This is a genomic window from Streptosporangium sp. NBC_01639 (genome assembly GCF_045209755.1).
In the GTDB taxonomy this organism is placed as follows: Bacteria; Actinomycetota; Actinomycetes; order Streptosporangiales; family Streptosporangiaceae; genus Streptosporangium.
In genome coordinates this window covers 1,878,952-1,892,448 of record NZ_CP109272.1, presented here as the reverse complement: position 1 = coordinate 1,892,448, position 13,497 = coordinate 1,878,952, and the positions used below count along the sequence as shown (strand labels likewise).

The window sequence follows — 13,497 nt, the reverse complement described above, 5'->3', positions numbered from 1 at the left end:
TTCGCTGTCACAGGTTCAAGGTTTGCTGTCACAGGACGTCCGCGGCTGCCGTGCCCGGGAGACGGGCACGAGGCCCATGCCGGATCGTGCTGCGGAGGTGGCGCCGGTGCCGCCGATGTTGCGCTAGTCCAGCGCTACCCAAGGCAGCGTCGGGCCAAAGAGGGTTCTTACATCCGTTTTGGCGATCTGGCGTATTTCTGTCTCCGATAGACCGCTGACTCCGCGCAGGTCCGCACCGTCCAGGTCCGTGCCGAGCAGATTCGTGTCGCTCAGGTCCGCGCGGTCCAGATTGGCGGGGCTTAGCTCGGCGAGGTGAGGTTATGCCCTGAGGGATTTCGGCGACGGGCCGCCGAGCTCGTTAACGAACTGATCGACGACGACCACCACCCGAACATGGACGCCTACCTCCAGGCGCGTCCCGGACGGTCGAAACACCGGAAACTCGATATGGTGCCCGATAATGTCCCGAAGTGATCAATGCGAACAAAGGCTCACCACCGACCGCTGGTCCGATGTGTGAAGGATTGAACGCTATGACGACGCTGCCACTTTCGTCCGCCGCCCTGAGCTCGTCCAAGACCCGGTGATCCGCAAGCGCGCCGCGCGGCCCGCGCGGCCCACGCAGCGGATCGATGTGACCGACCTTCCCGAGGACGTCGTGGCTCTCATCGACGCCCTCCAGCCCGGTGAGAGCCTGGTCGTCACACGGGACGGCCAGTCGATCGCGGCGATCTCCAGCACTATCGACGTGCTCCAAGGCGCCGTCGTCGATCGCGACACGCCAGAGGAGGCCGACGACCAACCGCCGATCGACTACGACGGCGTGACCGTCGTCGCCACCGCGATGAAGCTGTCAAAGGCGGCCCGGATGTCGCTGTCCACCCAACTGGGGGCGGACTACATCGTGCTCGACATGCACGCGGCTCCCGCAACGGCCGACGTGCTGCTGGCACCGCCGGTCAGTCCACAGTTGATCGGAAATCTCCGATCGATGTTCCCGAAGGCTCGCGTCATCATCACCGAAGTCGAGGACGAGGAGCTCGGAGTCAATTACCACGGCCCGGTCCGACGCCTGCTCAACGCCGGTGCCGACGCCTACCTGCCCGCGACGAGCGTCCCTCGTCTGGCCAGGCAACTCGACTACACGCTCACTCATGGGCTTCAGCTCACCGGCGGGATCGCCACACCACGAGAGATCGCACCGGTCACGGAACCACCGGATCCCGAAGACGACTGATCCCGTGATCGTTGTCTGGGGTGGCCAAGCGAACCAGCCGGTCAACCGCTTGAAGGCCGTCAAGCCACGTAAGGCGAGTAGGCCGGCCGTCACTGCCGCGCCGGTGGATCGTCGAGAGCTTCATGTCCGGCCGGCTGGAGCGCGCGCTGCGAACCGGTGGCAACCTCCTGGAGGCCGGCCAGGTGAGCGTCAACGCCACGGGTGCGGGCGAGTGCGGCAGCCTCAGATAAAGGTCCCGTATTCTATGATCATGGTCCTATGGGCCAATTGCCCACGCTGTCTGCCACGGATGTCCCTTCGGAACGGCTCCTGCTGCGCAAGGCGCACGATGCCGACCGTGAAGGATTCATCGAGCTCCTGACCGACCCCGAGGTTCGGGCATACCTCGGTGGTCCCCGGCCTCGGAGCGGGAGCTATATCCAGCCGGCGTCCTCGGCGATCCGGATGGCCTCGATCTTGTTGCGGGCACCGGCCTTGGTGATGGCGTTCGTCAGGTAGTTGCGGACCGTCCCGGGGGAGAGATGCAGCCGTCCGGCGATCTCCTCCGCCGAGGCGCCCTTCGCGGCCTCCCGCAGCACGGTGGCCTCGCGGGGCGTCAGCGGGCTCGCGCCGTACTCGACGGCGGTGGCGACCAGTTCCGGATCCAGCACCCGCAAGCCCTGGGCGGTGCGCCGGATCGCGTCCGCCAGATGGTCACCGGGGGCGTCCTTGACCAGGAACGCCTGGATGCCCCCCGCCAGCGCCCTGCGCACCTGTCCCGGCTGACCCATCGCGGTGAGGATCAGCACCCGGCAGCCGGGCAGCCGCTCCCGCAGCTCCATCGAGGCGGTGATGCCGTCGACGCCGGGCAGGTCGATGTCCAGCACCGCCACGTCCGGCCTGGTCCGCAGGGCGGCGGGGACGATCTCGTCACCGCGGACGACCTCGGCGACCAGTTCGATGTCGGACTCCAGTCTCAGCAGCGCGCCGAGCGCCGCCCTGATCATGTGCATGTCCTCGGCGAGCAGCACCCGGATCAAGCGGGCACCTCCCGCTCGGCCCGGAATCCGTCTCCGCCGGTCACGGCGTCGACCTCCACGGCGAGCCGGAACCCGCCGTTCCCGGTCCGTTCCGCGCTGACCGAGCCGCCCAGGCCGCCGATCCGCTCCCGCAGGCCGGTCAGGCCGTTGCCGTCCGCCGCGCCCTTACCGGCCCGGTCATTGACCAGCTCCAGCCGTACGGTGCCCGCTCCGGCGGAGGTGCTGATCGAGCAGGTCGTCGCGTGGCTGTGCCGTACGACGTTGGTGGCACCCTCACGCACCGCCCAGGCCAGCGCCTCGTCGACCGGCCGGGAGACCCGGAGGTCGGCGAGGTTGGTCTGGCAGCTCACCCCGGAGGCCTCCAGCAGCGCGACCGCCCGGTGAACCTCCTCGGCCAGCGATATCTCCCGATAGCCCGATGCCCAGGCCCAGGAACAGCGCCACGGACGTGCTCAACGCCAGGCGATCCCGCCAGAACAGCCGGCCGTTGAAGCGGGTCACCACCGCCAGATCGCGTGCCGACATGCTCACGCCACCTCCTTCTCGTGCTTGCCGTCCTGCTCGCCGGCGGCGAGGTCCAGGAACAGGTCTTCGAGCGTCGCGGTACGGACCTCCAGCCCGCGCAGGCGCAGGCCGCGCTCGCCGGCCCAGCCCAGCAGGGTCTGCGCGGCGAGGTCGGGGTCGGCGACGCGGCACACCGCGACCCGGCCCTCCATCGAGGAGACCGGGACCGGCAACTCCTCCGGGGAGACGGAGGCGGGCAGCTCGAAGGTGACCCGGCCGGTCTGGGCGGCCAGGGTCTCGGCCATGCCGCCGCCGGCGACGATCCGCCCCCGATCCATGATCACCATGCTGGCGGCCAGCCGCTGGGCCTCCTCCAGGTAGTGCGTGGTGAGCAGGACCGTGGTGCCTCGCCCGGCGAGGTCCCGGATGAGCTCCCAGGTGCTCTGGCGCGCCTCGGGGTCCATCCCGGTGGTGGGCTCGTCCAGGAACAGCACGTCGGGCCGGCTCAGGACGGCCAGGGCCAGGTCCAGGCGGCGCTTCTCCCCACCGGAGAGCCGGCGCACCTTCGTGGCCGCCCTGGCCCCCAGCCCGACCGACTCCAGGGCCTCGGCGCGGGGCCGGGGCGCGGCGACGAAATCCCGCCAGGCGTCCACCGTCTGCGCCACGGTCAGGTCGGGGAAGAACCCCGCCTCCTGGAGCAGGATCCCGATGCGTGCCCGTGTTTCGGCACGGTACCGGACCGGATCGAGACCGAGCACGCGCACCGTGCCCTCATCCGGCGCCTGGAAGCCCGCCAGGACCTCCACCGTCGTGGTCTTCCCGGCACCGTTCCGCCCGAGCAGGGCGAAGATCTCTCCCTGGGGAACATCGAACGAGACGCCCCTGACGGCCGCGAAGTCTCCGTAGCTCTTTGTGAGCCCTTCCACCTGAATCGCTGTCATGCCTCCGATCCTGGAGATCATCGGCGTCCGGCGACAGTGAGAAATTCACGACCGTGACCGGTCGCCCGCTTTCACGGCCCGCCTCGGGCCTTTCGGGGCGGTCGTGCGGCGCGGGCTTCCGGGACGGTCGTGCGGTGTGGGCTCCCGGGACGGTGATGCGGCGCGGCCTTCCGAGAAGGTCGCGTGGCGCAGGCCTTCCGGACCGTCGCTCAGCGCGGGCCCCGGGACCGTCGCCGTGGGATCAGTCGCGGACCCCACCTCACCTGGGCTTTTCCATGACCCGGCGATGACCACTCCGCCATCTGCCCGCTCGGAGGCGGTGGCTAGACTCGGTTCTCATGTCCAGCGAGCCCAGTGAACTCCGTCCGGAGACCCGCACCGTCCACCTTCCGCAGCCGCAGCTCCACGGCAGTCGCCCCATCGCGGTGCCGTTGTACCAGACCTCGGGTTTCGTCTTCGACGATCCGGCCGTCTTCGCCGACGGGATGGGCCGTCCCGACGGCGCCTTCGTCTACGGGCGGCTGTCGAACCCCACCGTGCGTTCGCTGGAGGAGGCCGTCGCCGGACTGGAGGGCGGGGTGGGCGCCGTCGCCACCGGTTCGGGTATGGGGGCCATCAACTCCGTGCTGCTCGGCCTGCTCAAGCCCGGAGACCACCTGATCGCGCAGAAACCGCTCTACGGCGGCACCGCCGCGATGATCAACGACCTGGCCGGGCGGTTCCAGATCTCGGTCTCCTACGTGCCCGAGGACGACCCGGCGGCGCTGCGCGCGGCCGTACGGCCGGAGACCAGGCTGGTCTATCTGGAGACCATCGCCAATCCGGTCACCCAGGTCGCCGACCTGCCGGGGATGTGCGCGGTGGCCCGGGAGAAGGGGCTGATCTCGGTGGTGGACAACACCTTCGCCTCGCCGATCCTGTGCCGCCCGCTGGAGCACGGCGCCGACATCGTCGTCCACTCCACCACCAAGTATCTGAGCGGGCACACCGACGTGCTCGGCGGCATCGCGGTCTTCGCCTCCGAGGAGCTCTACCGGAAGGTGTGGCATTTCGCGGTCGAGCTGGGTGCCACGGCCGACCCGTTCGCCGCCTGGCTCACCCTGCGGGGCATCCAGACCCTGCCACTGCGGATGGAGCGCCACTGCTTCAACACCCGCGAGCTGGCGACCCGCCTGGACGGCCACCCGGCGGTGTCGGCCGTGCACTGGCCGGGCCTGCCCTCACACCCCTCGCACGAGCTGGCCACCAAGCTGCTGCCGGACTTCGGCGGGGTGTTCTCCTTCGACCTGGCCGGCGGGCGTGCGGCGGGGGAGCGGTTCATGAGCGCGGTACGGCTGGCGCTGCTGGCCCCGTCGCTCGGCGGCGTGGAGACGCTGATCCTGCATCCGGCGACCACCTCCCACCGCTCGCTGACGGCCGAGGAGCTCGCCCGGCACGGGATCGGGGAGGGCACGATCCGGGTCGCGGTCGGCATCGAACACATCGAGGATCTGTGGGCGGATTTCGCCCAGGCGCTTTCCTGATTTTTCGCGGAATGCGACTGTGTAGTCCGGAAAGTCGTTCTTTTCGGAAGGTGGAGCAATGCCGCTGAAGAGCTACGGGGTTCTCGCCGGACGGGCCGTCGCGAGCCGGCGCGAGGGCGGGGCCGACACTCCGCACTACCAGATCCACCTCACCGACCAGGCGGGCACCTCCTACCGCGTCGCGGTCAACGTCGAGTCCCAGGAGATCCCGTCTGATCTGCTCCAGCTCGTCGTCGACGACTTCCGGCACCCGGTGACCCAGGGCCTGCCCCGGACCGCCGCCGGCTGGACGGCACTGCCGTCCCGTTCCGGCGGCGCCGCCCTCGACTACATCCGGGGCAACCTGTTCGACCCCGCGGCCGTGCGGCCCCTCCCGCCCGACCTGCCGGGCGTGGACAACGACCTGGCCGACCGGCTCGACCACTACGTCCAGCGGGCGATCGCCGATCCGGGCGCGATCGTCTACGCCTTCGGTGAGCGCTGGGGCCCCGAACCGGCGACCCCCGACAAGGTCTTCGGGTTCCGGCCGGGCAACGGCGTGCACGACATCCACATGAACCAGGGGAACTCCGGGCGCTTCCGCGGCGACGACGGCGTGTGGCAGGACGGCGGCCTGCTGCTGTACTTCCCCGCCGAACCGCGCTGGGTCGCGATCTTCCTGGCCTTCCAGTCCCAGAGCTGGCACACCGACGACGCCACCGGGCACACCCTGGACGGCGCCCCCGTACGGCCGGGCGCCGGAGAGGAGCCCGTCCGCGTCCTCGCGGCACTGGTCAACCCCGCCGGTCCCGCCCCCGAGCCGGAGAGCGTCCTGGTGATCAACGCCTCGCCGGATCCGGTCGACCTCACCGGCTGGCGGCTGGCCGACCAGCAGAAGAACACCTTCCCGCTGCCGCCCGGCCCGCTGGCCCCCGGCACCACGCTCACGATCGCCGTCGCGGCCCCGTTCGCACTCGGCAACGGGGGAGGAGCGATCACCGTGCTCGATGCCGCCGGACTCAAGGTCCACGGAGTCTCCTACACTACGGCGCAGGGCCGCCGGGAAGGCTGGACGGTCACCTTCTGAGGGGGGATCCGTACATGAGCGTGTCTGTCGAGGACGTGCGCGAGGCCGCTGAACGGATCGCCGGGTACGCCCGCCGTACTCCGGTGCTGGAGGTGTCGTCCGGGCTGGTGCTGAAGCTGGAGGGGATGCAGCACGCCGGATCGTTCAAGGTCCGGGGTGGCTTCAACCGTGTGCTGGCCGCGGGGCCGCTCCCCGAGGCGGGGGTGATCGCGGCGAGCGGCGGCAACCACGGCCTGGCGGTGGCGTACGTGGCGCGGACCCTCGGCGTCAGGGCCGAGATCTTCGTGCCGGAGGTGTCCAGCCCGGTCAAGGTCGCCGGACTGCGGGCACTGGGCGCGCGGGTGACCCAGACCGGTGCCATCTACGCCGAGGCGTACGAGGCGTCGGCCAAGCGGGCGGCCGAGAGCGGCGCCCTGGAGATCCACGCCTACGACCAGGTCGAGGTGATCGCCGGGCAGGGCACCGTCGGGCTGGAGGTGCTGGAGCAGACCGGGGGAGTGGACACGATCCTGGTGGCGGTCGGCGGCGGTGGACTGGTCGCCGGGATCGCCGCCGCCGTCGACGGCCGGGCACACGTGGTCGCGGTCGAGCCCGAGCTCATCCCGACCCTGAATCGGGCGCTGGAGGCCGGAGGCCCGGTGCCGGTGGGGGTCAGCGGTGTGGGGGCGGACGCCCTGGGCGCCAGCCGGATCGGCGCGATCGCCTATGACGTCACCGCCGCCGCGGGAGTCCAGAGCGTCCTGGTCTCCGACGAGGCCATCGTCGAGGCCCGGCGGGAGATGTGGCGGTTCTACCGGATCGCCGCCGAGCACGCGGGAGCCACGGCCTTCGCCGCCCTGCGTTCGGGCGCCTACACCCCGGCGCCCGGAGAGCGGGTGGCCGTGGTCGTCTGCGGCGCCAACACCGATCCGGCGACACTGGTCTGAGCGGCTTCCCTTCCACGCCGGCCCGCGGTCCCTGCGCGCACCGCCCCCGCGCGGCCTGGACTTCCAGGAGCGCGAGGGCGGCGGTCGGTGACGCGTCGGCGGCGGCCGTACTCGGGGGTGGGTCAGCGGTAGCTGTGCTCGGGGGCCGGGAAGGCTCCGGCCGTCACCTCGTCGGCGAAGGCACGGACGGCCCGGTCCATCTCCCCGGCCAGGTCGGAGTACTTCTTGACGAACTTGGCGGGCTGGGCGGTCAGGCCCATCAGATCCTGCCAGACCAGGACCTGCGCGTCGGTGGCCGGGCCCGCGCCGATGCCGACGGTGGGGATCGACAGGGACGTGGTGACCCGTTCCGCGAGGTCGGCGGGGACGCACTCCAGGACCACGGAGAAGGCCCCGGCGTACTCCAGGTCCTTGGCGTCCGACATCAGCTCGTCCCCGGACTGACCGCGGCCCTGCACCCGGTAGCCGCCGAAGGCGTTGACCGACTGGGGGGTCAGGCCGAGGTGGGCCATGACGGGGATGCCGGCCGAGACCAGCGCCTCGACCTGGGGGAGCACGCGCCGGCCGCCCTCCAGCTTGACCGCGTGGGCACCGGCCTCCTTCATGAAGCGGGCGGCCGTCTCCAGCGCCTGCTGCGGTGAGGACTGGTAGGAGCCGAACGGCAGGTCGGCGACCACCAGCGCGCGGGACGAGCCGCGCACCACGGCGGCCGTCAGCGGCATGAGGTCGTCCACCGAGACCGGCAGCGTCGAGTCGTAGCCGTACACGACCATGGCGGCCGAGTCGCCGACGAGCAGCACCGGGATGCCGGCCTCGTCGAAGACCCTGGCGGTCATCGCGTCATACGCGGTGACCATCGGCCACTTCTCCCCGCGCTCCTTGGCGGCGGCGATGTCGCGGACGGTGATCCTTCGTCCTGCCTGGCCGCCGTAGAGAGCGGTCGACCGGCTGGTGACAGAAGAGGACATGAGAACCCTCCAGAAGAGTCTCGAGGCGCCCCAGTGGCGTCCCCGGACGTTTCCGATGATTGCACGCGTGCGACGTGTTAAACACCCCCGGCCCCGCAGGTAATCCAGTGGCGGAACTGTCGGTGCCATACGCCACAATGCATGCGGAGGTAAGCAATCACAATGGCTATAGAACCTTACCGTCGCCTGCTCACCCTTCCGGGCGTGCGGACGTTGATGCTGGTGGGCCTGCTCGCCCGGATCCCGTCCACGGCGACGGGCATCACGCTGACGCTGCACATCCGCAGCCTCGGTCTGAGCTGGCTGGCGGCAGGGGCGGTCGGTACGGCCACCACGGTGGGGATGGCGGTCGGATCGCCGCTGGCCGGGCGGTTCGTCGACCGGCACGGCCTCCGTCCGGTGCTGCTGGTGACCGGCGTCGCGCAGCTCGCCTTCTGGTCTTCGGCCTGGGCGCTGCCGTACCCCGTGCTGCTGGTCGCCGCGGTGGTCGCCGGGCTGCTGGCCCTGCCGGTGTTCAGCGTGATCAGGCAGTGCCTGGCCGCGCTGGTCCCGGTGGAGCAGCGCAGGATCGGGTTCTCCCTCGACTCGATAATGGTCGAGCTGTCCTACATGGCCGGCCCGGCCCTCGGCGTCCTCGGGAGCACCATGCTCGGCAGCACGTGGACGATGTGCGTCGTCGCGGCCGGTCTCACCTGTTCCGGCGTGGCTCTGATCCTGCTGAACCCGCCGACCCGCTCGGCCGAGGAGCTGGAGGCTCCGGCGGAGAAGGTCCTGAGGCGGCAGTGGCTCACCCCCGGCCTCCTCACGCTGCTCGGCACCGCCGCCGCGGCCACCTTCGTGCTGACCGCGACCGAGCTCGCGCTGGTGGCGGTGATGGATCACTCCGGGGAGACCGAGTGGACCGGACTGGCCATCGGACTCTGGTGCGTCTGCTCGCTGGTCGGCGGTTTCGTGTACGGAGGCCTGTCGAAGGGCTTCTCGCCGCTGGTCCTGATCGGTGGGATGGGCCTGCTCACCATCCCGGTGGGACTGGTGGGCGGTGACTGGCGATGGGTGATCGTGGCGCTCGTCCCGTCGGGGGTGCTGTGCGCCCCCGGGCTGTCGTCCACGGTCGAGGCCCTCAGCCGCTGGGTCCCGGCGGGGGCTCGGGGCGAGGCGATGGGCCTGCACGGTACGGCGCTGCTCATCGGCGGCGCGGTCTCCTCGCCGATCGCCGGAGCGGTCATCGACGGTGCCGGTCCCGGCTGGGCCTTCGCTGTCGCGGGGCTGGTCAGCGTGACGATGGTGCTGATCGCCCTGCCGTTCTGGCGCCGGATCCCGTCGCCGATGGAGCAACCGATGGAGCAGCCGATGGCGGCCGCCGCCTGATGTCCCGTGTGAACGGCATGTAAATACGAAACGACACTGTTGCGTATCGAAAATCGAAGCGCTACGGTTGCGTTGCGAAACTTTGCCGTATCGAAAACGGGGACTCATGGAACAGCAGCTCGGACATCCGAGACGGTGGCAGATCCTGGGAGTGCTGGTCTTCAGCCTTCTTGCCGTCGTGCTCGACAACACCATCCTCAACGTCGCACTGAAAACGATCGCCGACCCGGGCGAGGGCCTGGGCGCCACCCAGAGCCAGCTGGAATGGGCGATCAACTCCTACACGCTCGTCTTCGCCGGTCTGCTGTTCACCTTCGGGGTCATCGGTGACCGGACCGGCCGCAAGCGCATGCTGCTCGTCGGGATGGTGCTCTTCGGGCTCGCCTCGCTGGCCAGTGCCTACGCCCAGGACCCGGGGCAGCTCATCGTGGCCCGCGCGTTCATGGGGATCGGCGGCGCCGCGATCATGCCGGCCACGCTGGCGATCATCTCCAACGTCTTCCCGCCCCAGGAGCGCGGCAAGGCGATCGGCGTCTGGGCCGGCGGCGTCGGCCTCGCCGTGGCGATCGGCCCGATCACCGGCGGCCTGCTCATCGAGCACTTCTGGTGGGGCTCGGTCTTCCTGATCAACCTGCCGATCGTGCTGATCGGCCTGGTGCTCATCGGCATGGTCGTGCCCGAGTCGCGTGACCCCAAGCCGTCCAAGCTCGACCCGGTCGGCGTGCTGCTGTCCATCGTGGGCCTGGTGGCCATCACCTACGGCATCATCCGGGGCGGGGAGCTGGCCACCGTCGCCAGCGCCCAGGTGCTGGTCCCGACCCTCCTGGGCGTGGCCGTGCTGGCCGGCTTCGTCTGGTACGAGCGCCGCATCGACCACCCGGCCTTCGACGTCACCTACTTCCGTGACGCCCGCTTCGCCACCGCGGTCGGCATGATCGGCGTCGTGTTCTTCGCGATGATGGGCGCGATGTTCTTCCTGGTCTTCTATCTGCAGATCGTGCTGGGCTTCAGCGCGCTGCAGGCCGGCGCGCTGATGATCCCGTTCGCCGCCGCCCAGCTCATCTTCGCCCCGCTCAGCCAGCAGATCACCAAGCGCTTCGGCGGCAAGCTGGCCAGCACGGTGAGCATGGTCATCGTGGCCGCCGCACTGGGCAGTTACGCACTGATGGACCAGAACACCTCCGTCCTGGTGATCGAGATCGTCTTCTTCGTCCAGGGCGCGGCGATGGCCAACATCATGCCGCCCGCGACCACCGCCATCATGGAGTCGCTGCCCCGGGAGAAGGCCGGTGTGGGCTCGGCCATGAGCAACACCGTCCGCCAGCTCGCGGGCGCCCTCGGCGTCGCCCTGCTGGGCTCGCTGCTCTCGGCGACCTATCGCGACGAGATCGCCCCCGCGCTGACCGGCCTGACCGACCAGCTCCGGCACGTCGCGGGCGAGTCCCTGACCGGCACGCTCGGCGTGGCGGGCAGTCTCGGCGAGCGCGGCGCGGCGCTGATCGCACCCGCCAAGCAGGCATTCATCGAAGGCATGCACGTCACCGCCCTGGTGTCGGCGGTGATCGCACTGCTCGGCGCCCTGGTGGCGCTCAGGTGGATGCCCGGCAAGCAGGTTCTGGCCGCTCCCGCCGAACGCGCGGATCACGACAAGGAACCGGCAGTAGTGTAGACACGCTATGACGACGACGGATGAGACGCAGGCGGCCCGCCCGGCGGGCCGCCCCCGCAGCGCCCGGGCAGAGAAGGCGATCATTGACGCCACCCTCGACCTGATAGGCGAGGGCATCGGCCTCGGCGAGCTGTCGATCGAGGCGATCGCGGCCCGGGCCGGGGTGGGCAAGACCACGATCTATCGGCGCTGGTCCAACAAGGAGGACCTGTTCGTCGACGCGATGGCCAAGCTCAAGTCGCCTCTGCCGAAGCTGGGCGGCGGGTCGGTCCGCGAGGATCTGATCGCCTACCTTGAGGTCGTCCGCCATGACGCGTGCGACGCGCGCAGCCGGTGCGTCCTGAGCATCGTGATGAACGACGCCGAGCGGCACCCGCGCCTCGCGGAGCGGGTCCGCCAGGCCTCGATCGAGCCGCGCAGGGCGGCGATGACCGAGTTGCTCCGCCGGGGCATCGCGACAGGCGAGCTCCGCTCGGACCTCGACGTGCCCATCGCCATGTCGACCCTGATCGGCACCATGATGTGGTACGCCCGGAGCCTGAGATTCGGCGAGGACGCCGAGCTTCCGGACGACATCGCCGAGCGGATCGTCGACGAACTCCTGGCCGGCCTCGCCCCCCGCTGAAGTCCTCCGCGTGTCCTGGGGCTGAGGTGTGGGTGCCTCCGGGAAAGGGCCTCCTACCCTCCCGCTCATCGTCCCGCTGCGGGTGAAACCACCGTGAACCTTGCTGAGAACCCCGGCAGCCACCTGCCGGGGTTCTCGCATTTCGGAAACGGCCTCAAGTGGTGTCATCCGCCATCCTCGCGGGCGCAGCGCGCCAGGATGAAGGCGACGTACTTGACGTACTTGACGTACTTTAGATAGAGATGGACAATCGGTTCGGGAGGCCCTGTGACATCTCTGCATTACGACAGTTACACCGAGGCACGTGCCCATCTGAAGGATCTTCTGGACGCGGCCGAACGCGGTCAGACCGCTACTCTTCGCCGGGACACGGCCAGAGCGGTGGTCGTCGATGTTGGGCGTCTAAGGGATTTCCTGGCCATGGTGACTCCGTCCCGAGCCGAGGTGGTGCCCGAGGACGGCGGCTGGTCCGTGTTCATCCCCGGGCTGCCGGTGGCGGCGGACGGTCCCACCTTTGACACGGCGATCGATGAGATGGTCGACGCTCTCCGCGACTATGCCGAGGATTGGCAGGATCATCTCCTCGACGCGCCCAACCATCGGGACAACTGGGGCCTGGTTCAGCTGATCACCCTTAGCGACGATGGTGAGCTCCGTCGCTGGCTCACAGGACAGGCGTCGTGACCTGGCCCCCGGCAGCCAGAGAGGACCACGAGAAATTCTGTCTGTCAGAGGGGTGGACCAGGGTCCGCGACGCACGTGGCCGTTCGGGGACCCATCACGTAACCTACGAACTACATCTTCCGGACGGCCGGATCCTGCGGACCCGGATTTCCCATCCGCCCGACCGCACCTCCTACGGCCGCAGCCTCTGGATCCACATCCTCCGTGACCAGCTCCACGTCACCGAGGAGGAGTTCTGGAGATGCGTGAAGGAAGGTCGAAAGCCGGACCGGGGCATACCGATCATTCCGGCGGAGACGCTCCCCGCCGACCTCGTCCACCTGCTGATCATGAGAGTCGGCCTCTCCGAGGCAGAGGTCGCGAAGATGACAAGGGAAGCGGCCATCGCTCGGCTGCAGGCCTTCTGGTCTGACGGGGTGTGATCTCGGCGAGGTTGCTGACCATTCTCGCTACATGCTTCGCCCCTTTCAGGATTAGGGCCCCGGGGTTGATTCGCTGTATCCCGGTTCGTTGGATTGATCAGATGGCATGAATGTCGGGGCTCTGGGGTGTTCGCGGGGTTCGCTGTGTGGTCGGGGGTTTCGCTGTGCGCGCTGCGGTGGGTGGGTGTTCCGGTTTTCGCCGTGCGCGCTGCGGTGGGTGGGTGTTCCGGCCGGCCGTCGCAGTCGCCGTCTCGTTTTTCAGGCCTCCGGCCTGACGGGCGCGGTGGTTACGGTTTTTTACAAGCCGGCCGGAACACCCACCCACCTCCGCGCCAGGCTGTCTCGCCGTACGGCGTGCGGACCGTAGTTGCTTGCTTTCCGGCCGCCCATGGATCTCGCTGACGCTGAAGCGATCCGTGCGGGGCCGTTCAGGGCCGGTCGCCGTAGCTGACGCGTTCCTCTCCGACCAGTGCAGGGCCGACCACCGTAATGAGGGAGGAGGGGCGGGCTTGCCGACATTGCCTATGCCCGCGTCATTGTTTCCT

The 13,497-nt window shown here is 69.5% G+C and carries 14 protein-coding genes; 9 read left to right on the top strand and 5 right to left on the bottom strand.

The window, feature by feature from the left end; genetic code table 11:
* Positions 1 to 123 precede the first annotated feature (123 nt).
* On the bottom strand, positions 124 to 273 hold the full coding sequence (locus OHA77_RS08400) for a hypothetical protein (protein WP_406319804.1): 150 nt from the start codon (positions 271 to 273) through the stop codon (positions 124 to 126).
* Positions 274 to 583: 310 nt separating this feature from the next.
* Between OHA77_RS08400 and OHA77_RS08395 the strand changes: the two genes are divergently transcribed.
* Positions 584 to 1,237 carry a hypothetical protein gene (locus OHA77_RS08395; protein ID WP_406317231.1) on the top strand — a complete coding sequence of 218 codons (654 nt, stop codon included), beginning with the start codon at positions 584 to 586 and terminating at the stop codon, positions 1,235 to 1,237.
* 413 nt (positions 1,238 to 1,650) lie between these two features.
* Here OHA77_RS08395 and OHA77_RS08390 read toward each other — a convergent pair whose 3' ends face one another.
* The 3 genes from OHA77_RS08390 to OHA77_RS08380 form a co-directional block, all read right to left on the bottom strand.
* Positions 1,651 to 2,256 (bottom strand): DNA-binding response regulator, encoded by a 606-nt coding sequence (locus OHA77_RS08390; protein ID WP_406317230.1) that lies wholly within the window; start codon positions 2,254 to 2,256, stop codon positions 1,651 to 1,653.
* Positions 2,253 to 2,606 carry a sensor histidine kinase gene (locus OHA77_RS08385; RefSeq protein WP_406317228.1) on the bottom strand — a complete coding sequence of 118 codons (354 nt, stop codon included), beginning with the start codon at positions 2,604 to 2,606 and terminating at the stop codon, positions 2,253 to 2,255. The genes OHA77_RS08390 and OHA77_RS08385 overlap by 4 nt, the downstream gene beginning before the upstream one ends.
* 177 nt (positions 2,607 to 2,783) lie before the next feature.
* Complete coding sequence (locus OHA77_RS08380) at positions 2,784 to 3,701, bottom strand: ABC transporter ATP-binding protein (protein WP_406317225.1); 918 nt, start codon at positions 3,699 to 3,701, stop codon at positions 2,784 to 2,786.
* A gap of 338 nt (positions 3,702 to 4,039) precedes the next feature.
* Here OHA77_RS08380 and OHA77_RS08375 point away from each other — a divergent pair, with 338 nt between their 5' ends.
* The 3 genes from OHA77_RS08375 to OHA77_RS08365 are packed head-to-tail and all read left to right on the top strand — an operon-like array spanning position 4,040 to position 7,216.
* The gene (locus tag OHA77_RS08375) at positions 4,040 to 5,224 is read left to right on the top strand and encodes a trans-sulfuration enzyme family protein (protein WP_406317224.1); all 1,185 of its coding nucleotides are present in this window, start codon (positions 4,040 to 4,042) and stop codon (positions 5,222 to 5,224) included.
* 58 nt (positions 5,225 to 5,282) lie between these two features.
* Positions 5,283 to 6,290, top strand: a complete 1,008-nt coding sequence (locus OHA77_RS08370) for a DUF2278 family protein (RefSeq protein WP_406317223.1) — start codon at positions 5,283 to 5,285, stop codon at positions 6,288 to 6,290.
* 14 nt (positions 6,291 to 6,304) lie between these two features.
* Positions 6,305 to 7,216 (top strand): threonine/serine dehydratase, encoded by a 912-nt coding sequence (locus tag OHA77_RS08365; RefSeq protein WP_406317221.1) that lies wholly within the window; start codon positions 6,305 to 6,307, stop codon positions 7,214 to 7,216.
* A 122-nt stretch (positions 7,217 to 7,338) separates the two neighbouring features.
* Here the strand turns inward: OHA77_RS08365 and panB are convergent, their stop codons facing one another.
* The gene (gene panB, locus OHA77_RS08360) at positions 7,339 to 8,184 is read right to left on the bottom strand and encodes a 3-methyl-2-oxobutanoate hydroxymethyltransferase (protein WP_326821209.1); all 846 of its coding nucleotides are present in this window, start codon (positions 8,182 to 8,184) and stop codon (positions 7,339 to 7,341) included.
* 162 nt (positions 8,185 to 8,346) lie between these two features.
* Between panB and OHA77_RS08355 the strand changes: the two genes are divergently transcribed.
* The 5 genes from OHA77_RS08355 (at position 8,347) to OHA77_RS08335 (ending at position 12,952) form a co-directional block, all read left to right on the top strand.
* A complete protein-coding gene (locus OHA77_RS08355) occupies positions 8,347 to 9,552 on the top strand; it encodes an MFS transporter (RefSeq protein ID WP_406317218.1) in 1,206 nt (401 codons plus the stop codon).
* 106 nt (positions 9,553 to 9,658) lie between these two features.
* Positions 9,659 to 11,221, top strand: a complete 1,563-nt coding sequence (locus tag OHA77_RS08350; RefSeq protein ID WP_406317217.1) for an MFS transporter — start codon at positions 9,659 to 9,661, stop codon at positions 11,219 to 11,221.
* Between the two features lie 7 nt (positions 11,222 to 11,228).
* Positions 11,229 to 11,846 (top strand): TetR/AcrR family transcriptional regulator, encoded by a 618-nt coding sequence (locus tag OHA77_RS08345; protein WP_406317216.1) that lies wholly within the window; start codon positions 11,229 to 11,231, stop codon positions 11,844 to 11,846.
* Between the two features lie 267 nt (positions 11,847 to 12,113).
* Positions 12,114 to 12,530: a prevent-host-death protein gene (locus OHA77_RS08340; protein ID WP_406317215.1), complete on the top strand. Its 417-nt coding sequence runs from the start codon at positions 12,114 to 12,116 to the stop codon at positions 12,528 to 12,530.
* Positions 12,527 to 12,952 carry a cytotoxic translational repressor of toxin-antitoxin stability system gene (locus OHA77_RS08335; protein WP_406317214.1) on the top strand — a complete coding sequence of 142 codons (426 nt, stop codon included), beginning with the start codon at positions 12,527 to 12,529 and terminating at the stop codon, positions 12,950 to 12,952. The genes OHA77_RS08340 and OHA77_RS08335 overlap by 4 nt, the downstream gene beginning before the upstream one ends.
* Positions 12,953 to 13,497: the final 545 nt, after the last annotated feature.